Raw genomic sequence first — 23,617 nt, 5'->3', positions numbered from 1 at the left:
TGAACTCGGAGACGGATACGACTGGCAACGTCGGCAATGCTAGCTGAACTGAGGAATGAGCAACGGCCATGACTCCGACCGCTGGTTGAATCTTCTGCCGGTTCAGAAGCGTGTCGGATGGGAGGCCGGCTCCGTCGTGTCCGAGGCACAGTGCCAAATCTCCACTAGCTTGCCTGACGATCATGTGCCGGGCATGTGCAGGGGTTTCCGCGAGATTGCACAGATTTCACTGCTGCGAATCTAGAACTACATGAACCTTGCGTCGAACAGCGGAGACCAGCCTCCGCAGACCTCGCGCTCCGGGGATCGCAACCAGGTGCTGGTCGCCGTTTGTGACGCCGTTATGGCACGTCTGGGCAGCCTCTATGTCATTTCTAAACCGATCGTTCTAGTGGCTGTCGCGGCCGGTCTGCTCGTGTCGGCAGTTCTCGCCGCGTTCGCTCGGTGGCGTTGACCTCGGACCGTGCCGGAGATCAAGTCGACGGGAGTGCGTCGACTCCACAGGCGGGGTGAAGGCGAGCTAAGCGGGGTGAAGTCGTAGCTGCGCCGCTGGGCGGCACGGACTTCGCCTAAATTCCGCCTTGTGTTCGAAAATCGTTGAGGTCAAGGATTGCGCGCCGAATTGCCCGGAGATCTTGGACTGGAACATCCAGTCCGATGTGCTGCTCTTCGCCGTTCTCTCCATCGAAAGGCAGCAGACCTTGGGGAGCGTAGGTCGTGTGGATCAGGTCGACATAGGCGCCATAGTCGATCACCCATACATCAAAGCGTTCGCCGGGCTGATCTTGGGCTGAGTAGCCACGTCGAACAATGTGAAGTACGCGGGCGTCAAAGAGTGCGAGGAGGACTGGATCGTCGGCGTCGCGTTCGTTGACAAGGAATCCGCGGGCTTTCTTGGCGCGGATGACCTTGTCGATGAGCCATTTCAGGAGGCGATCCGGCTCGGGATGCGCGCGAAGTGCGCGAGCCTTATCGGACTGGTACCACGCTCGCGCAGCGTCCTGGACGATCGGAACGGAAATCTTGCTGTCTCGGGCCTGCATCGCAGCTTTCGCTGCAATGTAGATCGCATCCCGAGGGACACCCTCTGAGGCGCGAACGAGCTCGTCGAAGGCCCGAGTATCGGTGAACCCCAGTCGAATAAGGTCAATGGCTCGCTCAAGGCCTGCGATTTGCATGTCTTCGTCGGCGCCTGACGTCAGGTGCTTGAAGAACAAGTTGCTGAAGAACGTGCGGGCCTGCTCTTGGTTCTGCTCGAAGACCATGAAGTCATCGAGGTTGAGGTTGGCTCCGACGTCCGCTCCGAGTTCGATGCCGACCGTCTCATCGCCGGCCGTCGTGATGCGGAACGTACTCTGTTGCTCGATCGCGGCGATCTTGACGGTGAACGGCTGGAGCGGCAGTACGCAGCGAACGAGAAACTCGGCGAGGTACGGCTGGATGTCCCGCGGAACGCTGCTCCACTCGTCGAAGATCAACCAGATCCGCCGGCTCGACAGCGTCTTCGCCAGTTCGCGGAGAGATCGGGCGACGTCGCTGAAGTTCAGGCTGAGCCGTTCCGCGCCTCGGCGTGTCTCGCGCAGGAGGTCACGACCTTCATTGGAACGCTCGCCCGTCAGTTGGGCTTCGAGTCCTGGGCTGGAGCCCAGCGAGGCCTTCATGCTGGCGCCGCTCTTGCTAGCCGCCTTGCTCTCGGCTTCTCGCGACAGTTCGACGTCGCCAGTTACCTCGACGTTGGTGATAGCCAGGAGCAACTCGTCCAGCTTGTCAACAAAGGCACCGTCGCTGACCAACTCTTCGTCGGAAAGTACCGCTTCGAGAAGGCCGTCACGAACCTGTCCGAGCATGTCTACTAGTAGCCGGGATGCCCGCTGGGAGAGCGGTGCGGCTGCCGGATCCAGCAGGCCGTCGGGCGAGCCGACGGTGCGCAGGTCGATGTTCAGGGCGACGTCTCCTCGCGAGTTGACCTCTGCGACCAGGTAGGAGACGGCATGCGTTTTGCCCGTGCCGCGTCGACCGTAAAGGACCTGATGATCGACCATGTCCAGCAGGTCGGCCACGCCCGAGTCAACGAAGGTCTCTCGCAGCTCCTTGGTGTCTCGCTTCTCAGCCCGCGAGGGGATCTTAGTCAACGCGCGGTTCAACTGCGAAAGCCCGGCCATGGGTGGTTACGATAGCCCTTGCCTGGTCTCCGCCGCGGCAACGATCGAGTGGTGTCGCCCGCGCGTGGCATCTTCATAGACGGTGGGGTCCGCCGGATCGTGTTCAGCGAGAGGGCTCGTGGGCCCCGTTGCGGTGAGGTCGGTTAGTCCGGCGTCGCAGCTGGGTCGCCTATGCACTGCCTTGCCGTTCACCTCGTATCAGATGAGCCAGACGGGCGACATCGGCTCGGCCAGCGTGCGGGGCACAACGAAAGCGCCGAGCCCCTCTCCTACACTGACCACCAGAGCCCCTCCCCAGTGGCGTCGGTGAACAGCTCTCAGTGGACGCCGGGGTGGGGAGCCAGGCCGGGGTCGCCGACAGCCTGTTCGCCGCCACCCTCGCCGCCTTCGTCGCGCCTCGCGGTTCGGTGGAGTTCTTGGCGCCGTTACTGGTCGCGGAGCTGGATCAGCCGGGGGAGGAGCGTGGCGAGCTGGTCGGGTTGTTGGGCCGGCTCGGGTTGGGATCCTCGAAGCGAGGTGAAGTCTGCGTAGGCCGTTGCTGACCGTGGCGTTGATCCCCACCATGAGCGTGGTGGTCGCGGTCAGTGCGGACGGCCAGGCCGTCGACTTTCAGAACTGGGCGTTCGGCGGTCGACTGGCTCGGAGTGCTTGCCAGTTGGGTAAAATTTGCCAGGCCAAGGCATCGCGTCGGCGCTGGAAAGATGCTGTTTGCGCGTAGGTCGTCAGTACGGCCGAACTGCTGCTCTGCGTCGGTCACCAGGCAGTCCGCAGCTGACCGCCTCAGGGAAGACCGCGCAACCGTCTGGTGCTACGACGTGATCTCGTTCTGGTATCTATGAAACGTTTGTTCCCCTGGCAAGCGATAACGTCCGCATGAGTCCTGTCAAGGTCGAGCTGCGGTTGCCTGGCTTGTCAATCGGAACCGATGACGTGCGCACGATCTTCAAACGCAAGTCAAAGGTGAGTGGACCGTGCTTGATCATCAACAGGTCTTGTGGGTTGGCGATCGACACGGCGTTTGGCAGTGATCTTGGTGCCGCTCCGCATATGTGGACGCCGCACGGCCTTCAACATCAAATGTGGGAGCTGCGACCAAGCGGGATCGCCGGTCAGACGCTCATCGTCTCAGTGGCTAACGGCCTAGCCCTCGACGCAACCGTTCCCACGACTGGTGACGTTAAGCCAGTGATGTGGGAAATTAACCGTGAGCCCTGGCAGCGATGGCGTTTGGAGGACAGCCCTGACGGAATTGGATATCTGATCCGATCGGCTCATAGCCAGCGGTACCTGACGCTGAGTGGGGCTGCGGAGCGCAGGTGGCAGCCTTGGTTTGAGGATCGCCACGCACAACGTTCGCAGCAATGGCTACTCGGGTTGCCGTTCGGTCGAGGCGCAGGCGTGCGCTGAGACCTTCAGGAATGCGAACTGCCATCATGGAACGCCGTGACAGGAGCTTCGTATATCCGAGGTTGGCGCACGTAGAGGTCAATCGACAACGTTCGCTTCTAGGGAAATCGGTCATGCGACACTGCGACCCTCGCGTAGCAAGGTTACTGGGAAGATCGGAGCGTGTTGCATCGTGAACCCGATAGTGTCACTTGTGGTAATGGCAGCGTGGCAGGCATGCTTTCTGGCCGGAATCTTCTATAAGCATGTCCGGCTCGGTTTCGCGACACTTGCCTACACCCTGATCTGGGTAGGGCTCCTGCTGTGGGTGGGCGCGCTGGAGCCAGAGATCGCAGCCGTCCTTGTGGTAGTCGAAGTGGCCGTAATCACAGCCATCTACTGGCGGGCGCCTAAAGCTGCTCGGCTAGGTTCGTCTGCCTTCGGAATGGTAGGCGTCCTCTTAGCCGTGGTCGGCTGGTTCGGGCCTGGTGGTCGGTACTGGCCTGAAGTAGTGACCTCCGTCGTCTTGGTTGGCATTCTCCTGCTGGCACTTGGCGCAATCCTGACCGGCGGGGGTAAATTCGAGCTGTGAGGTGAACCAGCTCGTCCTTTCATGCAGTCGGGATCCTTTGCGCCGTACCGGTACACCTACTGGTCGCAGCGAGCGATCGACGACCTCGTCGGGGATACTGTCTCGCGGTCACGGCCGGCGGTGAAGAGCATAGAGTTGGGTCTGCCGATTATTGGACTGAAGTTAAGTCTTGAACAAGCGGCGGCCAGGTCTGGGCGCCATGCGGTAGCCACGGAGATCGAGATTCGGTTTTCGGAGCATGTCCATGTCGACCCGGCCACCCTTTCGGAGGTGGGCAATGCATTGATGGCCGGATCCGGTACGGTCTACGCGACTGCATGGGGTTCGAATGAGGGCGGGCCGACGGGGACTGGTCGTGTTACATTGTTTTCCGACCTTCAGGTAAATGGTACTCGGGTTGCGGTATGCCTCTTTGGCAGCATGGGCAACTTTGACATGTCGATTCAGGATATACATCCAGAGAATGTGAGGGGTGTGGCTAACTCGGCTGCCTTGGATGTGCTGTCCTGGATCGAAGAAAACAAGGAGTTCCCCGGACGCTGGGGAGAGCCGGTCGGAATGGTTGCATACAAGATTGCTTCGCCATATCGGGAAATGCCGCTTCCCTCAAGCAACTACGCGCGCGTTGCGCTAATGGAACAAAAATACACTGAATGGTTGGCGCATATTTACGAATCGTATCGGATCGAGCCTGGTGGAATCTTGAGTGAAATACCTTTCGATCTGATACTTGTCGGGCGTCCGGTCTGGGTTCGTGCACGTTACTTGGCCGTCAATCCGGGGGAAGGTGTCGAAGGGCGTAAACTCGACGAATCATATTCGAAATACTGGAAGAAGATGCTGCGGTTGAAATCCGATGACAAGGGCTGGCCGGTCCACCTGTACCGAATCCTGCTCGCTCGGAAGGGGGTCAAGGTCGATATTTAGCTCTTAGGTCGAACTACGATTGTGCCGGACGGTCTCCGAAAAGTGCGATAGACGGAACTGCGTTGTCAACTATCTCGTTCAAGCTGGTCGGCGGCAGTGGCTGCCTGCAGGCCGCGCCCGAGCCAGTCCCCGACGACGCCCCGCAGATCCTGCTCACCGACGCCGGTCAGGTCTTCGTCGAGCAGTTCCAGCTGACCGGGCTTCCGGCGGGGCGCGCGAACAACTGGAAACTGCGCCACGCGTCGCTGACCGAGCCGGCCACCGCCGAGCTGACCCGCCGCTGGCAGCCTTGCACGCCCAGCATCCATCCAAGACGGAGCATCGTCACCGCGACCGAGTACATCCTGCCCGAACTGCTGCGGCACCCCGCCAGCCGAGCCCGCAACGACGGCCGCTTCGCAGTAGGGACCGCCATCAACAGTGCGCCGCACCGCGCCGTCATCGTGGGCCCGATCGCCGACCTGATTTCCGCCGCCGTGGCCAGCCTCGCGCCGCCCGCCCGACGCTTCCGTCTTCGTCGGTGGGCCTCGGGCACGATGCGCGACGTCGGGCGCTGCAACTCGGTTCACCGATCGGTAAACAAGGAGGTCCTCTCGGTGCCGTTGCTCACCTGGAACACGCCGGCGCAGATCTCTCTGGATCGGGCCAGGATTCGGCTTCGGAGTTCTGGCGGCCAGACCGTGCCAGCCGTCCACACCACGCCAGCTACCAGGTCAAGGTCGTCTATCTCCAGACGAGAAAGGTCGGCTCCGGAGGCGTCGATCTCACCACCCACCAAGGAAAGGTCGCGGGCGCGGCGACGGGCGCTGAAGAGGTTGCGGACAAGCGCGGGGACACGCTCACGGTCAAGGCCGAGGACCAAGTTGTCGGCGAGGTAGCGGGCCTGGTCGCGGGCGCAAGTGAGCACGTCGAAAAGGCCACGGTCTAGGTCGAGGTTGAGGTCTAGGTCGAGGACGCGCTCGAGGAGGTTGTAGATGGAGAGCGCGAGGTGGCGGTCGCAGATCGGGGTCAGCTCGCAGGCAAGGCGGTATGCGACTTCAACGTCGCGGGCGAGACGACGCACGTTGAAGCGCCAGGTGATCTGACCGGCTGTGTGATCGTGGTGCTTGCGCGCGCCGCGCTCGGACTGCCTAGGCGGCGGTACTGAGGCTTCGGCCGCAGTACCAGTCATGACCGCGAGGAGGGTGGCCGTGGGGTCGGCTTCGGTCTGGATGTGCTGCAGAAGTTCGCGGTCTGCGGCGGCCAGCAGCGCATCGAGCTGGTCGTCATTGAGGTGGTGGTGTTCAGGATCGCCGACGTTCATCCTGTGCTCCTCCCTCCAAGGTGGCGGTTGCGGCGAGGTGGCATTTGAGCTTCGCTCTTGCGGAGCGGGCTACGTCCCGGGTTTTCTGCTCGGTGAGGTCGACGAGGCCGGCGATGTCGATTAACCGGAATCCGTCGGTGAGGAAGGCCATCACCTCCTGTTCGATGGGCTCCAGGCGGCTGAGGGCGTCGAGCACGGTGTGGACCTGCACGGTGTACTCGCCTGGCTCCACAGGGGGCGCGGGCAGGTTCGGCATCGCCACGCCCGGCTCAATGAGGGGACGGCGACGCGGCCCGGGTGGCCGGCGGAATCGGCGTAGCGCCACGGTGCGGATCCACCCGCGTGAGTTGACCCCTGACCACTCATCGGGCCGCGTGGCCATTTCGCGCCACGACTCGACGAACGCCTCCTGCGCCGCGTCACGGGCGTCCTCAAGGCTGGCCGGGCCGGCCTTCATGACGAACCGGATCACGAGCGCCCACTCGGCGTCGTAGAAGGCGATCCACTGGGCGCGCATTGCCTCCATCCTGATGGCCCCAGCTCGGGAGGAGTAGTCAGGTCGAAGGGGGGCGCCCGCCGCATCCGGCTGGTGTTCATCGCTGGCCATGGGCAGTCGGATCGTCTGAGAGCGGGCTGCCGCCGACTTCGATGGTCAGTCCGCGGGAGCCGAGATCGACCAGCCGGCTTCCCGGTGGGAGGTGGCGTATGTGGTCGGCACGGGCTCGCTCCCGGGCCTGCTGCCACGTGACCCGGCTGCGTGCCCAAATCGTGACCACCGTGCCGATCACACTTGTGGCCGCAGCCACCGCCGTCGCGAGAGAAACGGGTTCCACAAAGTACCTCCTCCTGCATCATCCCCACCTGTCGTTGGGGTTCGATTGGTACGTGGCCGAAAACCATCAAGATCGGGGAGCCGCGGCCGAGATTTTTCGGTCAGTTCTCGACTCGCGACGGAGGTCAGGCACGCCTCGCCGGAACCTCGAGTAGAGGCTGGTTGCCGCGGACGGCACGCCGAGCGTGGTGCTGCTGGGCTACCCACCCCCGTCGCCGGGCTTCGCGATCCTCGGTGCAGCCGAGCGGCCACCCCGGCGCTGGGCGGGCACCTACTCGACGTGGTCGCCGCGCGGGCACGGAAGTTGGGCCGCGCTCGACGGAGCGCAGACGCGGGGATGTCATCGCCGCCACGGCCCTCGGATGGGAACGGCAGGTTGTGGAGGTTGAGACCCGGGCTCCCCACCGGAAGCGGCATCTGGAGCACGGCCGCGGCCGGCGTACGCCCGCAGGCCCGGACGATGCGCGAGCGCGACGCCGCCAGCTCGTGAGGGCCACGGTCAGACCGCAAGGGTCGGCTCGTCGCCCTGCGCCGCGACCGGCGCAGCCGGCCGCTGTACTCGGGTTCGCGAGGGTCGTCGACCTGGCGTTGGCGACGCCGACGTAGAACCGGCGCCGCGGCACGCCGAGGATGTCACGGTCGTAGCGTGACCGACTCCTTGCGTGGCTAAGACCGCATCTCATTTGGGGTTGTTGTGGGCTAGAAGATCCAGCTTGACGGCTCGGCGGTAGCAGATCATTGCGCAGGCCAGCTGGGTGAAACCCAGGAAGTGAGCAGCCTTGCGCTCGTAGCGACGTGCCAGCCGACGGAACCGGGAAACCCACTCCAAGGTCCGCTCGATGACGTACCGATAACGACCCAGCCGCTTGGCCGACTCGATACCCCGACGGGCGATCCGGGCCACGATGCCCCGCGCACGCAGCACCGTCCAGCAGGCCGGGTAGTCATAGCCCTTGTCCGCGTGCAGCTTGTGCGGCCGACGCCGCGGCCGTCCGACCGGCCCAGCGACCGGATCGACCACCGCCTCGAAACTCAGGTGGTCGTTGCGGTTGGCCGCGGAGATGACCACCGCCAACGGGAGGCCACCACGCTCGCTCATCGCGTGGATCTTCGAGCCCGGCTTGCCCCGGTCAACCGGGCTGGGACCGGTCAGATCCCCCCTTTTACCGCCCTGACCTGCATCGCGTCCACCGACGCCCGGGACCAGTCGATCGCTCCGGCAGAACCGAGCAAGTCCAGCATCATCTGGTGCAGCCGGGCGAACACCTCCGCCTCGACCCACTCGCTGAACCGGCGATGCGCGGTCGGGGCACTGACGCCGAACGAGGCCGGCGGCGCTGACCAGGCACAACCGGTCTGCAGCACGTACAGAATCGCGGCCAGCACCGCCCGGTCATCCAGCCGACGCCGACCTCCGCCCTGGTGACGTTGCGGCGCATCAGGCAACAGCGGATACGCCAACAGCCACAACGGCTCCGGACACCACTTCTCCACATCGGTCATCGCCGATCAAGATATCGTCGCCCCAGCAACACAACCAAACGAGATGCGGTCTAAGTCGCACGGCCGGTGGCGGTTCGACTTCGCAGGAGAGGTCAACCGCACAGGCGCGACCCTGTTGGCCGACCGTGACGATCCGGCGCTGACTTGCTGATCCTTCTACTCCGCCATGTCGTGACATTACGCTGCCGGACCGGCGAGTCGGGGGAGACCTTGGTCTAGGGCTGCCTCAGCAGGGACTGCTGAAAGATCGCTGAGACGGGCGTGTTCCCAGATTGCCACGGCGACGCTCCGAGCGCGAGTTGGTAACTCGGTAGTAACTCTTGTTCGCTTATCTTTACGGGGTCAGTGACACTATTGGCATTCGACGCATAGGCCCTCTTTGAGGGTGTGTGTCGGACTTGATGTGAAACACCTGGAGCATGGCTTATGGCGTGAAAACAGGCGTTGGCAACCGCATGATTTACACTTTGGGCAGAACAATACTCCACATGTTGGACATGGGAACCCGGAGATCTTTCCGGTGAATCCGCACTGGCAGGCAAGTTCTTGTGTTGGCCTGTCAAGCTGGCGTTCGGCGACTTCGATGTGAAGTCTTTCGATCTCCCACAAATCATGTGCGCTAAAAACTGCAAACATGACCTTGCTGGAAGTGATGGCGTCTACGTAGAACGCCTGTCGTTCTCCCCAGGGGGTAGCCCACCAAGACTTGACAGTTCGCTGCTCGTTGGCTTTCATTGCGCGAAGAAAGTGCCCCTGAGGTGCATCTTGCTTCGACCACGGGTAGGCCACAGGGCGCCCATCGAAACCGTCCCAGACGATCGACGCGTACTTCACTATCCTCGTGTTCAAGTCCAGCAGGACGGCAGCACCAAAGCCCCCGAGGTGCCGTGTCAGGGCAATGGCACATGCTGGCTCGCTGGCGTTCGTTGCGACATAGAGTTCCTGCAAGTGCTTGGCCCGCGGAGGCCCATTGCCCACTACGCTCGAGAGTATTTCCGTCGGGACTAGTAAACGTCCAGCGATGTGATCACATAGCTGCTCAAGGGTTACTTCAGGAGACTCGTGGTCGGCGACCCAGTCCGCTGCGTCATCGTCGTGGTCGACCAGCCAGTGTGCCGCTTCATGGGCGAGAGTGAAGTTCTCGCGTCGACTGTTGGGCGTCTCTGCGTACAGGATGATGCCGTCATCGAGGAACGAGAGCCCGTCGCACCATCCGCCGTCGCCGCGTCGCTCCTGAAGGCGGGGGACCGGCCGTGCGGTCAACCCCAGGAGTTCCACTGCGCTCTTGGGCGCACCGATGAATGCTGAGCGCACTTGAGGCGAGAGCGACGAAACAATCCGGTCTGCGTGGCCGAGGATGGTCATTCTGAAAAGCCTCCGCGACGCTCGTGCTCTTCGACGTACTGCTCGAGCGCGTCCAGGACGTGATCGTCGGTGTAGCCCTGGCCACGACGGGCAGGTGCTGCGGCCTTGGCAAGCAACTGTGTCTGGGCCAGGACGAGCGGGATCTTCAGACACCGTGCGAGCCGCTCCACGAGCTGATGAAAGCGACGCGAGCTCACGTAGGCAGGTGGTACTTCCACAGTCTCGCTGAGGCTTTCGGTCGAGGCCCCGAGCACGGTTGCGAGGGCGCCTATCGTCCCGATGGAGAGGGGGATCGAGGGAGTGCTCTCCCAACGCTGGAGTTCACCTGGGCGGAGGGGATGACCGAGTTCGGTAACAGCCTTAGCCAGTTGACTTGCCTTCATGCCTTTTCGTTGGCGCGCAGTTCGCAGTGCGGGCCCGGAGAGCGCCGCCTGTTGAGCTGGAACGAGGCCCAATGCGACTGCAAGCGGATCGTCATCCAGAGGAGGAGGCTCCACCGGAGCGGCGCCAGACCGAAGGTGCTCGACCGCGACTGCGTCGTCTCGAGCGGTGGCCAGGACCAAAACCATTGCACGAACGTCCGCAGGATGGTCAGGCCCGATCTCCAGGGCCGTCGACGGCTCGTCCAAGTACCGGGCACCCGCTTCAGCTGCTGCCGCTGCAGTCTCCGAAGGTGGCATGTCCGCTGGCAGGTCAATCTGCTCCGGCAGGTCAGCGTCCGGACGATCGTCGTCGAAACGGCTCAAGGCGCACCTCCCGGGTTCCGTGTTCGTCGGAGATTTTGCAGGACATCATCGTTGACACCGAACTCGCGCAGGGCCGGCGTGATCTCCTCCAGCCCGCGTTTGAGCAGCTTGCTCACGTTGGGTGACGACTTTCCGAGCTCGGTGGCGATGGTGCCGACGTCCTTCTGCCCGAAGATCCGTGCCCTGAGAACTGCGGCGCGCTCGGTGGGCATCGCGTCGATCAAGGTCAGCAGCCGATGCTGCACCTCCTCGGCTTCCAGCCGACGGGCGGCGACCTCGGAGGACGCTTCGGCGGGAGGCGGTTCGACGGTCCGCGGCTCGCCATCGTCGGCAAGTAGCGCCAGCTGCGCTCTCTGGTGCTCGGCCTGCCTGAAGTAGCTGGTCACCCGGTTGCGCGTTGCTGTAGCCAGGTATCGAGCCCAGTCGTCGACTGCCGACGGTGATGCCTTGATCATGGACACGAACACGCCCTGGACGATGTCCATCGCGTCTGTGTCGCCGCGTCCGGTCTGCGCGAGTTCCCGCACAGCGACGCGGTACATCATCGTGCGGTGCTCGTCGTAGAGCGCCTTCCAGTCCGGGCCATCCGAGGCGGCCCGCGATCCCGCCGACATGCGTTAAGTGTTCCTCATCACGTTCAGTATGCGCCGCTTCGACGCGCCGAGACCTGGTCGTCCGCTTCGTAGAGGGCTGCTGCCGCTCGCTGGCGAAAGGGAGAGGCACACAAGCACCTCCCGGAGGAATCGGCTGCGGGACGGCGTACAAAGCCTTGAGGGAGCCCGGTGAGGTCGACGTCAACGCGTCGGTCGATCCTTGGTACTCCAAGGTGACCCTTGTACACCTCGACCGCGGCTAGGATGCCCGCCAACGCGGACACGTACGGCGCCGCGAGCAAGACCTGGCCTCCCGCATTGCGTTGCCCCAGGACGGGCACGGCGACCTCGGCGTACGCCCTGGCCACCAGATCGTCCAACCGGTGGCCGGCGAGCCGGTCAGCCGAGTTCGAGGTGATCTTGCCGGCGGCAACGCTCGCGGCCACGTCGGCCGCGGTCAGTAGGGCTCCGGGCTGCATGAGCTGCCGGATCCGCGTCGCCATTAGGCCGGTGTGCGCCGCGAAGACATCCGCCTGCGATGACGTCGGTGTGCTGTCCACGTACTCGCAGTAGGGACACGCTAGTCCGTCGCCGGGGTGGTGGCGCGAGACGTGGAAGGCCATCCCGGCAACGCCGATGGACAGGGTCTCCCGGGCCAGCATGTCGGCGACGTCCCGCCGTCCGTCGAGCGTGTCCGGGGACGCCACGAGGACGCCGGAAAGTCCGGGGCGGGCCTGCTGGGAGATCCACTCGGCCAGCCCGACAGGATGCGGCGCCGCGCGAACCCCCGCTTGGGCGAGTTGGTCGCGTGCCCACAGCACCTTCTTCTCTCCGACGACATCGTCGAGCAGGGCTGGATAGCGGTACGGGTTCCGGTCGTCGAAGTCCTCGGGGTCGATGAGGTCGATTGACGAGACGAAGGGCTCCGGGCTGCTGAGCAAGGCCGATATGACGCTCGTGCCGACCGAGCCGACCCCGGCGATCGCGAGGTGCTGGTCATTGCGCGTGTCGCCACTGGGCGGTGGGTCGATCGCGCTGAGCCCGTAGTTCGAAAGGTCCCAGGTCAAGTAGTCCCGAAGGACGCGGGCCTTGAGGCCGAGCGGGGCCAGGACCTCCTTGACGAGTTCGGCAACGGCAAGGCACGCGGCGGCTTGCAAACCGAAGTGAGGTGCGCTTGTGTCGGCCGCGAGTGGCACCTGCTGTCGTCTCGCCAGCGTCGCTGTCCAGACGCCGCCGCCAACACCGAGGTCGACTGCCCGGTCCTCGGTGTCACCGATGGCGATCACGGCGTCACTTGTGGCGGCGGCCGCCGCGGGTGGGCGGAGCCAGCTGAGCCTTCCGAGAAGTTCGGTCGCGGGCGTCGTGAAGCCGGAAACGCTGGCCTGTGCGTCGCCGTCGATCTCGACGTGGGCGAAGAGCCGCGCGGTCAAGCTCACCATGAGCCCGATGCCCGCCGCGGCGCTGGCAGGCGCACGCCGCATCCGCAGGATCACCCGCACGCTGTCCAGGGCGGTTAGCACGCGTTGTTCGTGTTCCGCGAGGTCGGTGCCCTGCACCAGCCGCAGCCGCGGATCGGTCACCATGTTGTCTCCCCGGATCTCACCGTGCGCAGCCATTCGGTTCGGCTGCGGTCGACTGGCCTCCACCCCCGCGGGGTCAACCGGAAAGTCGCGCAGGCGTCGAGTCCACGCCGCAAGCCCAGCCCGAAGTAGGGCGCCACGATGCTCAAGGCGCCGATGAAGGTCAGCGCCGGGTTTTCGTCATCTGTGGAGCTGTGGAAGGCCTCGCCCGGATGGCTGTGCAGCCGGACCAGATAGCGTTCGTCGCGGCCCAACGTGCTGGCGAGTTCGCGCTTGCCGGCCTCGGTGACCTCGACCCAGCACCCGAGGCCCACTCGTTGGCCCCGTTGATCGGGCGCGACGAAGCGACGTGCGACCCAGTGGCTGCCGGCCCCCGATCGCGCGCACGCGATGAGCCCAGTGCCCTCGACACCGTGGCTCCCGCGCTCGGTGAGAAAGGCTTCCGCCTCGGCGAGCACGTGCTCAGGCAGCAAGATGCGGTACTCGGTCATGGTTTCCCGCCCCTCCTCAGGAGGTGGTCGAGTAGTTCAGCCAGTCGGAGGGTGTTGCGGACCGTGTCCCAGCTTTCCTGAAGGTGGCTGGGGTGGCTGTAGTACTCCGCGCACCCGCGGACACACACGAACGGCCGGTTCAAGACCGGGTGCATGCTCGCGCCAAGCCCAGCCGGCCAACGCTCGAGCGGAGCAGGGGAGCCATCGGGCTCGGTGACGGTCACGCCGAACGGCGCGGCGTCGAAGTTCGACCCGTCCAGCACGAGGAGCAGCGGGCTGCCGTCGGGCGCGGACAGCGGCACGCGGATCGTCGAGCTCACGCGTTCGATCCCGGTTGCCCGGTCCCCGAGCCGGGACCGGGCGACCTCGACCTCGTCGTCGAGCAGCTGCGTGAGCAGCGCGGGATGCGTCGTCATCCGTCGACCTGTGGGTCCGCGACGACGAGGACGCACACCGTCCCGGCCACCACGCCCGCCTCCTTCAGCGTCGCCGAGGGAACCAGCGGCACCGACGTCCCGCCCTCCAGCTTCTCGAGCCGGTAGTTACCTGCGGCCAGCTCGCCGCGACGAACGAAATGGCGTTCGGCCTGCCGGGCGAGCCTCTCGACCTTCTCCTGGGGGTGGACTCGGAACCGGGCTTCGAACCCGGCCGGCGTTCGCACTTCGACCACGTAGGCCTTCTTGCGTCGCTCTTCGCGCTCGTTCACCGTGATCTCGTCGATCTCGATGAGATCAACGTCGACTTCCTTGACCTGCTCGTCGGCGCTCATCGCCGCTCCTTCCGTGGCCCCGTTGCAGGGCCTCGCTCTGTTGGCGAGCGAGCCCGAGGCCTTGTAACCCGGACACCCGAACATCTTTTGCGCGGCTGCGCCGGACGAGCGAGGAACAGCGAGGTAGGCGGCGGCTTTGCCTGGTCAGCGACGGGTTACCCTGAAGCACGATGACCGAGAACGAGGTTCGCAAAACCTTCCAGATCCGCACCTTCGGCTGCCAGATGAACGTCCACGACTCCGAGCGCCTCGCCGGGCAGCTCGAAGAGGCCGGGTACGTGCCCGTCGACGGCGGGGCGAAGCCCGACCTCATCGTGTTCAACACCTGCGCCGTCCGGGAGAACGCGGACAACAAGCTCTACGGCACCCTCGGGCACCTGCGTCCCGACAAGACCGCGAACCCGGATCTGCAGATCGCCGTCGGCGGGTGCCTGGCGCAGAAGGACCGCGGGGAGATCGTCAAGCGGGCTCCCTGGGTGGACGTCGTGTTCGGGACGCACAACATCGGGTCGCTGCCGACGCTGCTGGAGCGCGCGCGGCACAACGCCGAGGCCGAGGTCGAGATCCTCGAATCCCTCGAGACGTTCCCCTCGACGCTGCCCGCGCGCCGCGAATCGTCCTACGCGAGCTGGGTGTCCGTTTCGGTCGGCTGCAACAACACCTGCACCTTCTGCATCGTGCCCGCCCTGCGCGGCAAGGAACGCGACCGGCGGCCCGGCGAGATCCTCGCCGAGGTCGAGGCGCTCGTCGCCGAGGGCGTGCTCGAAGTCACGCTGCTCGGCCAGAACGTGAACTCCTACGGCGTCGAGTTCGGCGATCGGCTGGCGTTCGGCAAGCTGCTGCGCGCGACCGGCGCCATCGACGGCCTGGAGCGCGTCCGGTTCACCTCGCCGCACCCGGCGGCGTTCACCTCCGACGTCATCGACGCGATGGCCGAGACGCCGAACGTCTGCCACCAGCTGCACATGCCGCTGCAGTCCGGGTCCGACCGGGTGCTGCGCGAGATGAAGCGGTCCTACCGCTCCGCGCGCTACCTGAAGATCCTCGACGAGGTCCGCGCGGCGATGCCCGACGCGGCGATCACCACCGACATCATCGTCGGCTTCCCCGGTGAGACCGAGGAGGACTTCCAGGCGACCCTGGACGTCGTCGCCGAGTCCCGCTTCTCCAGCGCGTTCACCTTCCAGTACTCGAAGCGCCCCGGTACGCCGGCCGCGACGATGGCGGGCCAGCTGCCCAAGGAGGTCGTCCAGGAACGCTACGAGCGCCTGGTCGAGCTGCAGAACCAGATCTCCTGGGACGAGAACAAGAAGATCGTCGGCCGCCGGGTCGAGCTGCTCGTCGCCGACGGTGAGGGCCGCAAGGACGCCGAGACGCACCGGATGAGCGGCCGCGGCCGCGACGGCCGGCTGGTGCACTTCGCGCCGACCGGCGCGAATGTCGATCGCGGGGTGCGGCCCGGCGACATCGTCGAGACGGTCGTCACCTACGGCGCGCCGCACCACATGGTCGCCGACGGGGACCTGGTCTCGCACCGCCGGACGCGTGCGGGCGACAACGCCGAGGCGGGGCTGCGGCCCAAGACCAACGGCGTCACGCTGGGCCTGCCGGGCTTCGGTGCCCCGGCGGTCCGGCCCGAACCGGTGAGCGGGTGTGCGTTGTGACCGAATCCCAGAAGTCCGGCGAGCTGGACGAGCTGGCCGCCGAGATCGACGAGGTCGGGCAGCAGGCGTCCCGCACGGTCGAGCTCGGCCGGCGCGGGTTCACCATCGCCGTGTTCACGTTCGTGCTGCTCGGCTGCCTGCTGCTGCCGTGGGTCGGCGACCACGCCGGCTGGCAGGTGCTGGCCGGCGAAGGGGGCGGCATCCCGCAGCTGTTCGCCGCGACGTCGACCGCCGTCGGCGTTGTCGCGTCCGCGCTCGCGCTGGTGACGCGCCGCTGGTGGCTGGCCTGGGTCTGCGCCGCCGGCGGCTGGTTCGCCTCGGTGGACGGCCTCCTCGCCATCTGGTCGCAGCAGTCGTCCCACGCTCCCGGCGCGGCCGGTGGCGGGCCCGGCGCCGGCCTGATCATCGCCTGGATCGCGATGATCTGCCTCGCCGTCCAGTGGATGCGCACGGCCTTTTCGCGCTCCTAGAGCACCGCGATCCCGATCAGGCCCGACACGACACCGACGTAGAGCTCGGTCTCCGGGTGGAACACCCGCAGCGTGACGTTGGCGCGGATCTTGAAGCTCACGCTGAACTTGAAGACGCCGTTGGGCTTGCAGGTCCCGGTGGTCAGGTCGACCCAGACGCCGCCCTTGAGCTGCTGGACGACCACCGGCTCGCCGCCGGAGACGGACTCCTGCCCGCCGAGGTCGGCGAACGAGCCCTTGATCTTCGTCTCCTCGCCGACCTTGACGCGGTTCTTCTCGGCCTTCGCCTCGAGCTTGGCCTTGTGCTTCTTGCCTTGGACGGCGGCCGGGGCCGGGCCGGTGGCCGCGAGAGCGACAGTGGGGGCCGCGAGCGCGACGGCGCAGGCGATGACCAGTGCGGACCCGAGGTTCGATGGCTTCATGATCGAAGTGCAGCACCCGGGCGGCGGAAAAGCGCCGGAAGACCCCCAGCCGTGCCGGACACCCGACCCCTTCAGGTGACGTGCTGACCGTCCGCGTGCCCGAAAACCGTGAATGGCACATCGAGGGACTTCAAGTCCCTCGATGTGCCATTCACGGCACTTCCAGCCTGGGTCAGCGGTCGGCGATGGCCGCCTCCGCGGCCTGCAGCCACTCGCGCCACTGCGCGGCCTGCTCGTCGGCCTTCTTCGCGCGGCGCTCGTCGCCCGCCGCGCGCGCCTTTTCGGCCTGGCTCTCGAACTGCTCGACGCGCTCGCGGAACTGCGCGGCCCGGGCCTGCGCCTCCGGGTCCGTGCGACGCCAGCGGGAGTCCTCGGCCGACTTCACCGAGTCCTGGACGGCCTTCAACCGGCCGTCCAGCTCGCGGATGCGCTCGCGCGGGACCTTGCCGATCTCGTCCCACTGCTCCTGGATCTTGCGCAGTGCGTTCTTCGCGGCTTCGAGGTTCGAGGCGGCGTCGATCTTCTCGGCCTCGACCAGCAGCTCCTCCTTGCGGGACGCGTTGGTCGAGAACTCGGCGTCGCGCTCGGTGAAGACCGCGGACCGGCGGGCGAAGAACTTGTCCTGCGCGGCGCGGAAGCGCTGCCACAGGGCCTCGTCGCTGTCCTTCGGCGCCCGGCCGGCGGCCTTCCACTCGGTCATCAGGTCCTTGTAACGACCGGCGGTGTCGCCCCAGTCGTCGGACTCGCTGATGGCCTCGGCCTCGGCGATGAGCTCTTCCTTGCGCGTCTTGGCCGAGGCGCGCTGCTTGTCCAGCTCGGCGAAGTGGGAGCCACGACGCCGGTTGAAGCCCTCGCGGGCCTTGGAGAACCGCTTCCACAGCTCGTCGTCGGTCTTGCGGTCGACGCCCTTGACCGTCTTCCACTCGTCCAGGATCGCGCGCAGCCGGTCGCCGGCCGCCTTCCACTGGGTGGAGTCGGCGGCGATCTTCTCGGCTTCCTCCGCCAGCTCCTGCTTGCGGGTGACGGCCGCGGCGCGGGCTTCCTCACGCTCCAGCTTCGCGCTGGCCAGGGCCTTCTCGGCGTGCCCGATGACGTACTCCAGGCGCGCGCCCAGGGCGGCCAGGTCACCGACCAGGGACGACTCGGCCAGCCCGTCGCGCAGCTGCGTGGCGCTCGAGAGCGCGTGCTTCGGGTCGCCGGCGCCCGAGGCCAGGCGCGTCTCCAGCAGCTCGACCTCGGTCCGCACGTCGTCGAAGCGGCGGGCGTAGTGCACCAGGCCCTCGTCGGGGCTGCCTGCCTGCCAGACGCCGACGGCGCGTTCGCCCTCGGCGGTGATGACGTAGACAGTGCCCTCTTCGTCGACCCGGCCCCAGGTGGACGGGGTGGGCTCGGCGGGCGGCACGGGCGGCACGGGCGGTGCGGCGTGCCCGGTGTGCAGCGCGTGCGGCACCGGGTGCGGGGCCGGGGTACCGGTGGAAGTGTTCTCCTGGGCCATCGCAGGCTCCTTATCGCCTGTACGCCCGCTCGCGCGGGCGCCCCGCCGTTGCGGCGGGGCCGGGTAATGCGGTCGTCACGGGCCGTGCTCGGATGCTACGGCCTCCACGCGGCATTCAAGCAGCTCAGCGCGCACCGTGGTACCGGATGAGCCACCCGAAGCTCGTGATCCTACTTCCGGTGGACGCTCCGTGTCCGGACGCCGGTATCGTCAGCCGCCGTGACCAGCCCCGCCGCCGTGCCCCCGATCCGCCCGGTCGCGGTGGTCGGGCCGACGGCCACCGGCAAGACCGCGCTCGCCGTCGAACTGGCGCTGAAGCTCGGCGGGGAGGTCGTCAACGCCGACGCGCTGCAGCTCTACCGCGGCATGGACATCGGCACCGCCAAGGCCACTGAGCAGGAACGTCGCGGCGTTCCGCACCACCTGCTCGACGTGCTGGACGTGACCGAGACGGCGTCCGTCGCGGCCTACCAGCGTGACGCGCGCGCCGAAGTCGAGCGGCTCCTGGCCGCGGGCCGGGTGCCGGTGCTGACCGGTGGATCCGGGCTCTACGTCCAGGCGGTGCTCGACGACCTGCGCTTCCCGGGCACCGACCCGGCCGTGCGCGCGCGGCTCGACGCGGAGGCGGAAGAACGGGGCACGCCGACCCTCTACACCCGGTTGGGTGAACGCGATCCGGTCGCCGCGGCCGCGATCCTGCCGACCAACACCCGCCGGATCGTGCGCGCGCTGGAAGTCATCGAGATCACCGGGGAGCCGTTCTCCGCGAACCTGCCGAAGCCGGGGCCTGCTCGCTACGGCACGGCCGTGATCGGCGTCGACCGCGCGCCCGAAGAGCTCGACGAGCGCGTGAACGAGCGCGTCCGGCGGATGTTCGAGGCCGGGCTGGTCGACGAGGTTCGCGAGCTGCTGGCGCGCGGCCTCCGGGACGGGAAGACGGCGTCGCGCGCGCTCGGCTACCAGCAGGTGATCACCGAGCTGGACGGCGAGGGCGACTTCGAGGCCGCCGCGGCGGCGACGGCGCAGGCCACCCGGCGCTTCGTCCGGAAGCAACGGTCCTGGTTCCGGCGCGACCAGCGGATCCACTGGTTCGACGGCGCCGAAGCCGGGCTGGCCGCACGCGTCCTGGATACCCTGGCCCGGTAACCTTGCCCCCATGGGCGGAATCGAGTTCCTCAAGGGGCACGGCACGCAGAACGACTTCGTTCTGCTCCCCGACGCGGCGGGCCGCCTCGACCTGACCGAGGCGCGGATCGCCGCGCTGTGCGACCGCCACCGCGGCCTCGGGGCCGACGGCGTGCTCCGCATCGTCCGGGCCGACGCGCTCGAACTGCCGTCGGCGGGCGAGTGGTTCATGGACTACCGCAACGCGGACGGTTCGATCGCGGAGATGTGCGGCAACGGCGTGCGCGTCTTCGCGCGGTACCTCGTGGATTCGGGCCTCGCGGCGGAAGGCGGGTTCGTCGTCGGCACCCGGGCGGGCGACCGCCCGGTGGTGGTGCACCCGGACCGGTCGGTGACCGTGCAGATGGGCCCGGCGACGATCACCGGCACCTCGGTCACCGTGGTCGCGGGCCGGCCGTTCTCCGGCGTGGCCGTCGACGTCGGCAACCCGCACCTGGTGACGGTGCTCGACGACACCGACGTCGCGGACCTGGACCTGCGCGACCAGCCCGACTACGACCACGACGTCTTCCCGAACGGCGTCAACCTGGAGTTCGTCAACCGCCTCGGCGAGGGCGCGCTGCGGATGCGCGTCCACGAGCGCGGGGTGGGGGAGACCCGCGCCTGCGGCACCGGCACGGTGGCCGCGGTCGCGGCGGCCTTCCACCTGGCGGGCACCGACACCGGCGCGTCCACAGTGGACATCCCGGGCGGCCGGGTCGAGGTGACGGTCTCGCGCGGGGCGTCGACATTGTCGGGCCCGGCGGAGATCGTGGCCCGCGGCGAAATCGACGACGCCTGGTGGGCCGCCGCCGGTTCCTGACCGGCGTGTTCTGCCGCGTCGATCGGCGGAATGGGCATCCGTAACAAATGCCCGGACGTGAGCGACCTTGGGTCCGCAATCAGGACTTCGTCGTATTCACGTGAGGGTAGGTGTCCGGATGGATACTTTCGTGATCATCCTGGCTCTGTGTGCGTTGGCCGGTTTCCTCGGGTGGCAACGGTTCGCAACGAACAACGCGGTGGCCACCACTTCGGTGCGCTCGCCGCACGACGTGCGGCGCACGCAAGAAATCGTCGATGCGGCTTTCGGTGGTGCCAGGGCGATGCTCTGGACCACGGCGTCCGGCCCGGGGAACATCAACAAGCGCCGCCGGGGGAAAGATCGCGGCATCACGATGTCCATCGACATCGAGGCGATTCCCGGTGGTGGCTCGCAGGTGGACATGTGGGCGTCCCAGACCAACGTTTACTTCGGGCTTTTCGTCAATTTCTCGGGCGCGGTCAACAGCCGCAAGATGGCGATTTCGCGCCATCTCACGAGTTGATCCCGTGGCGAAGTCACGATTGTCACCCGTTGATCGACGAGAGGACACGGGAGATGCCCGGCTACGACCCCCAGTGCGGCAACTGCCATCGCTGCTCGAAGTGCCGCGGTGACGGCACGGTGATGGTCAGGAAGTACGACAGGGACAAGCACTACGACGTCCGCGAGACCTGTCCGACGTGTAACGGCGTCGGCGGTTCCGTCGGCGTCGGTGAGCATCGGCACAACTGACGAACCAGGGGCCGCGTCGGTGGGGGTCCTACCCCCGCCGACGCGGCCCACCCGGGTTCGTCAGCCGCCGACGGTCACTTCCAGGGCCGGTTCACCGTCTCGCGTGGTGACGTCCGCGATCGCGCCCGCCAGCCGGATGTCCGGCTCGATGCGGGCGAAGCGCTCCAGCACGTCGGCCGGGCCGGTCACCGTCAAGGTTTCCACCGCCGTGCGCATCGAGACCTTCGCGTCCGTCTTCGCCCGGCGCACCGCCGCGATCACCTCGCCCGCCAGCGTCAGCAAGGCGGGGTCACCGTCGACAGCCGGTCCGACGGGCCACGGCGCCCGGTGCACCGAACCCTCCTGCCACCACGACCACACCTCTTCGGTCGCGAACGGCAGGAACGGCGCCAGCAGCCGCAGCACCGCCGACAACGCCGTCACCAGTGCCGCCTGGGCCGACGAAGCTCCCGAGGGACCGCTGTCGCCGTACGCGCGGCCCTTCACCAGCTCGACGTAGTCGTCGCAGAACGTCCAGAAGAACGTCTCGGTCACCTGCAGCGCCCGCGCGTAGTCCAGTGCCTCCAGCGCCGCGGTCGCCTGCGTGACCACGGCCGTCAGCGAAGCCAGCAACGCCCGGTCCAGCGGTTCGGTGACCGCCGCGGACGCCGACGGCACACCCAGGCCGAGCACGAACCGGCTGGCGTTGAGCAGTTTTGTCGCCAGCCGCCGGCCGACCTTCATCTGGCCTTCGTCCACCGCCGTGTCGACGCCGGGGCGCGCGCTCGCCGCCCAGTACCGCACCGCGTCCGAGCCGAACCGCTCCAGCAGGTCGACCGGTGTCGTGACGTTGCCCTTGGACTTCGACATCTTCTTGCGGTCCGGGTCGAGCACCCAGCCGGCGATCGACGCCGCCCGCCACGGCAGCACGCCGTGCTCCAGCTCCGCGCGCACCGCCGTCGAGAACAGCCAGGTGCGGATGATCTCGTGCGCCTGCGGCCGCAGGTCCATCGGGAAGACCCGCTCGAACAGGTCGTCGTCGAGGCTCCAGCGGCCGACGATCTGCGGGGTCAGCGACGACGTCGCCCACGTGTCCATCACGTCGGCTTCGGCGACGAAACCGCCCGGCACGCCCCGCTGGTCCTCGGTGAACCCGGGCGGGACGTCGCTGCTCGGGTCCACCGGCAGGGACTCCGGCAGCAGCCGCGCTTCGTAGTCGGGCTCACCATTCGCGTCCAGCCGGTACCACAACGGGATCGGCACGCCGAAGAACCGCTGCCGGCTGACCAGCCAGTCGCCGGCGAGGTTCGCCACCCACGACGAGTAGCGCACCTTCATGTGCTTCGGCACCCAGTTCAGCTCTTCGCCGCGGGCGAGCATCTTCTCGCGGAACGCCGGGTCGTTCCCGCCGTTGCGGAGGTACCACTGACGGCTGGCGACGATCTCCAGCGGCTTGTCGCCCTTCTCGTAGAACTTCACCGAGTGCGTGATCGGCCGCGGCTCGCCGCGCAGGGCCCCGGCTTCGCGCAGCAGGCGGACCAGGATCTCGCGTCCCGTGTGGACGGTCTTGCCCACCAGCGGCGCGTAGGCGTCCGCGGGCACGCCGTGCGGCGCGTCGGGCAGGAACCGGCCGTCCCGGCCGAGCACCACGCGGGTCGCGAGCCGCAGCTCGCGCCACCACGTGACGTCCGTGGTGTCGCCGAAGGTGCACACCATCGCGATGCCACGGCCCTTTTCGGGATCCGCCAGGTGGTGCGCGACCACGGGCACCTCGACGCCGAACACCGGCGTCCGCACGGTTTTCCCGAACAGCGGCCGGAACCGTTCGTCGTCCGGGTGCGCCACCAGCGCGACGCACGCGGGCAGCAGCTCGGGCCGGGTCGTCGCGATGACGACGTCGGAGCCGTCGGGGCCGGTGAACGCCAGGTCGTGGAACGCGCCGGGGCGTTCGCGGTCCTCCAGCTCGGCCTGCGCGACGGCGGTGCGGAACGAGACGTCCCACAGCGTCGGCGCTTCGGCCTGGTAGGCCTCGCCGCGGGCGAGGTTGCGCAGGAACGCGCGCTGCGAGATCAGCCGCGAGTCGTGCCCGATCGTCTGGTAGGTCATCGTCCAGTCGACCGACAGCCCGAGCTGCCGCCACAGCGCTTCGAAGACCTTTTCGTCGGTCACCGTCAGGGATTCGCACAGCTCGACGAAGTTCCGCCGCGAGATCGCGACGGTGTTCTTTCCTGGGTCCTTGCCGGGCTTGTCCGGCGCCCGGAAGCCCGGGTCGTAGGGCAGCGACGGGTCGCAGCGGACGCCGAAGTGGTTCTGCACCCGGCGTTCGGTCGGCAGGCCGTTGTCGTCCCAGCCCATCGGGTAGAACACCTCGAACCCGCGCATCCGCTTGAACCGCGCGAGGACGTCGGTGTGGGTGTAGGAGAAGACGTGCCCGATGTGCAGCGACCCGCTGACCGTCGGCGGCGGGGTGTCGATCGAGTAGATCTCGTCACGGGTTTTGGTGCGGTCGAACCGGTAGGCGCCGGTGGACTCCCATACGGGTACCCACTTGGCCTCCAGACCGTCGACACCGACCTTGTCCGGGACCTGTGGGCTCGTGAAGGGAGTTGTCATGCG

The 23,617-nt window shown here is 66.9% G+C and carries 24 protein-coding genes; 9 read left to right on the top strand and 15 right to left on the bottom strand.

Annotation, left to right across the window (positions count from 1 at the left end; genetic code table 11):
- Positions 1 to 569 precede the first annotated feature (569 nt).
- A complete protein-coding gene (locus OG494_RS23895; protein WP_328442738.1) occupies positions 570 to 2,162 on the bottom strand; it encodes a hypothetical protein in 1,593 nt (530 codons plus the stop codon).
- A gap of 873 nt (positions 2,163 to 3,035) precedes the next feature.
- On the opposite strand from OG494_RS23895, the gene OG494_RS48425 reads away from it, so the two are divergent.
- From OG494_RS48425 to OG494_RS23885, 3 genes are all read left to right on the top strand, one after another.
- A complete protein-coding gene (locus OG494_RS48425; RefSeq protein WP_442874266.1) occupies positions 3,036 to 3,569 on the top strand; it encodes an RICIN domain-containing protein in 534 nt (177 codons plus the stop codon).
- 199 nt (positions 3,570 to 3,768) lie between these two features.
- Entirely contained in the window at positions 3,769 to 4,140 is a 372-nt protein-coding gene (locus tag OG494_RS23890; protein WP_328442737.1) for a hypothetical protein, read from the top strand.
- Positions 4,141 to 4,161: 21 nt separating this feature from the next.
- Positions 4,162 to 5,067: a hypothetical protein gene (locus OG494_RS23885; RefSeq protein WP_328442736.1), complete on the top strand. Its 906-nt coding sequence runs from the start codon at positions 4,162 to 4,164 to the stop codon at positions 5,065 to 5,067.
- Positions 5,068 to 5,132: 65 nt separating this feature from the next.
- Here OG494_RS23885 and OG494_RS23880 read toward each other — a convergent pair whose 3' ends face one another.
- The 11 genes from OG494_RS23880 to OG494_RS23830 all read right to left on the bottom strand — a co-directional run bounded on the left by OG494_RS23880 (position 5,133) and on the right by OG494_RS23830 (position 14,249).
- A complete protein-coding gene (locus OG494_RS23880; protein WP_328442735.1) occupies positions 5,133 to 5,432 on the bottom strand; it encodes a hypothetical protein in 300 nt (99 codons plus the stop codon).
- 200 nt (positions 5,433 to 5,632) lie between these two features.
- A complete protein-coding gene (locus OG494_RS23875; protein ID WP_328442734.1) occupies positions 5,633 to 6,370 on the bottom strand; it encodes a hypothetical protein in 738 nt (245 codons plus the stop codon).
- Complete coding sequence (locus OG494_RS23870) at positions 6,351 to 6,887, bottom strand: hypothetical protein (protein WP_328442733.1); 537 nt, start codon at positions 6,885 to 6,887, stop codon at positions 6,351 to 6,353. Before OG494_RS23870 ends, OG494_RS23875 begins: the two co-directional genes overlap by 20 nt.
- Positions 6,888 to 7,881: 994 nt before the next feature.
- Positions 7,882 to 8,705, bottom strand: a protein-coding gene (locus OG494_RS23865; protein ID WP_328442732.1) for an IS5 family transposase whose coding sequence is annotated in 2 segments (ribosomal slippage) — positions 7,882 to 8,369 and positions 8,369 to 8,705 — 825 coding nt in all. Because the reading frame shifts where the segments join, the coding sequence is not laid out codon by codon here.
- A gap of 351 nt (positions 8,706 to 9,056) precedes the next feature.
- On the bottom strand, positions 9,057 to 10,070 hold the full coding sequence (locus tag OG494_RS23860; RefSeq protein WP_328442731.1) for an ImmA/IrrE family metallo-endopeptidase: 1,014 nt from the start codon (positions 10,068 to 10,070) through the stop codon (positions 9,057 to 9,059).
- Entirely contained in the window at positions 10,067 to 10,816 is a 750-nt protein-coding gene (locus tag OG494_RS23855; RefSeq protein ID WP_328442730.1) for a hypothetical protein, read from the bottom strand. Before OG494_RS23855 ends, OG494_RS23860 begins: the two co-directional genes overlap by 4 nt.
- Entirely contained in the window at positions 10,813 to 11,430 is a 618-nt protein-coding gene (locus tag OG494_RS23850; protein WP_328442729.1) for an RNA polymerase sigma factor, read from the bottom strand. Before OG494_RS23850 ends, OG494_RS23855 begins: the two co-directional genes overlap by 4 nt.
- Before the next feature lie 23 nt (positions 11,431 to 11,453).
- The gene (locus OG494_RS23845) at positions 11,454 to 12,992 is read right to left on the bottom strand and encodes a hypothetical protein (RefSeq protein ID WP_328442728.1); all 1,539 of its coding nucleotides are present in this window, start codon (positions 12,990 to 12,992) and stop codon (positions 11,454 to 11,456) included.
- Positions 12,986 to 13,480: a Mov34/MPN/PAD-1 family protein gene (locus OG494_RS23840; RefSeq protein ID WP_328442727.1), complete on the bottom strand. Its 495-nt coding sequence runs from the start codon at positions 13,478 to 13,480 to the stop codon at positions 12,986 to 12,988. The genes OG494_RS23845 and OG494_RS23840 overlap by 7 nt, the downstream gene beginning before the upstream one ends.
- The gene (locus tag OG494_RS23835; RefSeq protein ID WP_328442726.1) at positions 13,477 to 13,896 is read right to left on the bottom strand and encodes a hypothetical protein; all 420 of its coding nucleotides are present in this window, start codon (positions 13,894 to 13,896) and stop codon (positions 13,477 to 13,479) included. Before OG494_RS23835 ends, OG494_RS23840 begins: the two co-directional genes overlap by 4 nt.
- On the bottom strand, positions 13,893 to 14,249 hold the full coding sequence (locus tag OG494_RS23830; RefSeq protein ID WP_328442725.1) for a hypothetical protein: 357 nt from the start codon (positions 14,247 to 14,249) through the stop codon (positions 13,893 to 13,895). The genes OG494_RS23835 and OG494_RS23830 overlap by 4 nt, the downstream gene beginning before the upstream one ends.
- Before the next feature lie 170 nt (positions 14,250 to 14,419).
- Here OG494_RS23830 and miaB point away from each other — a divergent pair, with 170 nt between their 5' ends.
- Both miaB and OG494_RS23820 read left to right on the top strand, forming a co-directional pair.
- Positions 14,420 to 15,913, top strand: coding sequence for a tRNA (N6-isopentenyl adenosine(37)-C2)-methylthiotransferase MiaB (gene miaB / locus OG494_RS23825; protein WP_328442724.1), 1,494 nt, complete (start codon positions 14,420 to 14,422; stop codon positions 15,911 to 15,913).
- Positions 15,910 to 16,383 (top strand): Rv2732c family membrane protein, encoded by a 474-nt coding sequence (locus OG494_RS23820; protein ID WP_326954966.1) that lies wholly within the window; start codon positions 15,910 to 15,912, stop codon positions 16,381 to 16,383. The genes miaB and OG494_RS23820 overlap by 4 nt, the downstream gene beginning before the upstream one ends.
- Here the strand turns inward: OG494_RS23820 and OG494_RS23815 are convergent.
- Positions 16,380 to 16,805, bottom strand: coding sequence for a hypothetical protein (locus OG494_RS23815; RefSeq protein ID WP_328442723.1), 426 nt, complete (start codon positions 16,803 to 16,805; stop codon positions 16,380 to 16,382). The genes OG494_RS23820 and OG494_RS23815 overlap by 4 nt on opposite strands.
- Before the next feature lie 172 nt (positions 16,806 to 16,977).
- The gene (locus tag OG494_RS23810) at positions 16,978 to 18,300 is read right to left on the bottom strand and encodes a DUF349 domain-containing protein (RefSeq protein ID WP_328442722.1); all 1,323 of its coding nucleotides are present in this window, start codon (positions 18,298 to 18,300) and stop codon (positions 16,978 to 16,980) included.
- A 246-nt stretch (positions 18,301 to 18,546) separates the two neighbouring features.
- Between OG494_RS23810 and miaA the strand changes: the two genes are divergently transcribed.
- From miaA to OG494_RS23790, 4 genes are all read left to right on the top strand, one after another.
- Positions 18,547 to 19,446 carry a tRNA (adenosine(37)-N6)-dimethylallyltransferase MiaA gene (gene miaA / locus OG494_RS23805; protein ID WP_442874496.1) on the top strand — a complete coding sequence of 300 codons (900 nt, stop codon included), beginning with the start codon at positions 18,547 to 18,549 and terminating at the stop codon, positions 19,444 to 19,446.
- A 10-nt stretch (positions 19,447 to 19,456) separates the two neighbouring features.
- Complete coding sequence (gene dapF / locus OG494_RS23800) at positions 19,457 to 20,287, top strand: diaminopimelate epimerase (protein WP_328442720.1); 831 nt, start codon at positions 19,457 to 19,459, stop codon at positions 20,285 to 20,287.
- Between the two features lie 118 nt (positions 20,288 to 20,405).
- A complete protein-coding gene (locus tag OG494_RS23795; protein WP_328442719.1) occupies positions 20,406 to 20,792 on the top strand; it encodes a hypothetical protein in 387 nt (128 codons plus the stop codon).
- A gap of 53 nt (positions 20,793 to 20,845) precedes the next feature.
- Positions 20,846 to 21,022 (top strand): hypothetical protein, encoded by a 177-nt coding sequence (locus OG494_RS23790; RefSeq protein ID WP_328442718.1) that lies wholly within the window; start codon positions 20,846 to 20,848, stop codon positions 21,020 to 21,022.
- A gap of 60 nt (positions 21,023 to 21,082) precedes the next feature.
- On the opposite strand, the gene valS is transcribed toward OG494_RS23790, so the two are convergent.
- A complete protein-coding gene (gene valS, locus OG494_RS23785) occupies positions 21,083 to 23,614 on the bottom strand; it encodes a valine--tRNA ligase (RefSeq protein ID WP_328442717.1) in 2,532 nt (843 codons plus the stop codon).
- Positions 23,615 to 23,617 lie beyond the last annotated feature (3 nt).

The organism is Amycolatopsis sp. NBC_00438, assembly GCF_036026695.1.
Taxonomy (GTDB): domain Bacteria; phylum Actinomycetota; class Actinomycetes; order Mycobacteriales; family Pseudonocardiaceae; genus Amycolatopsis.
This window is presented reverse-complemented; position numbering and strand designations above follow the sequence as displayed.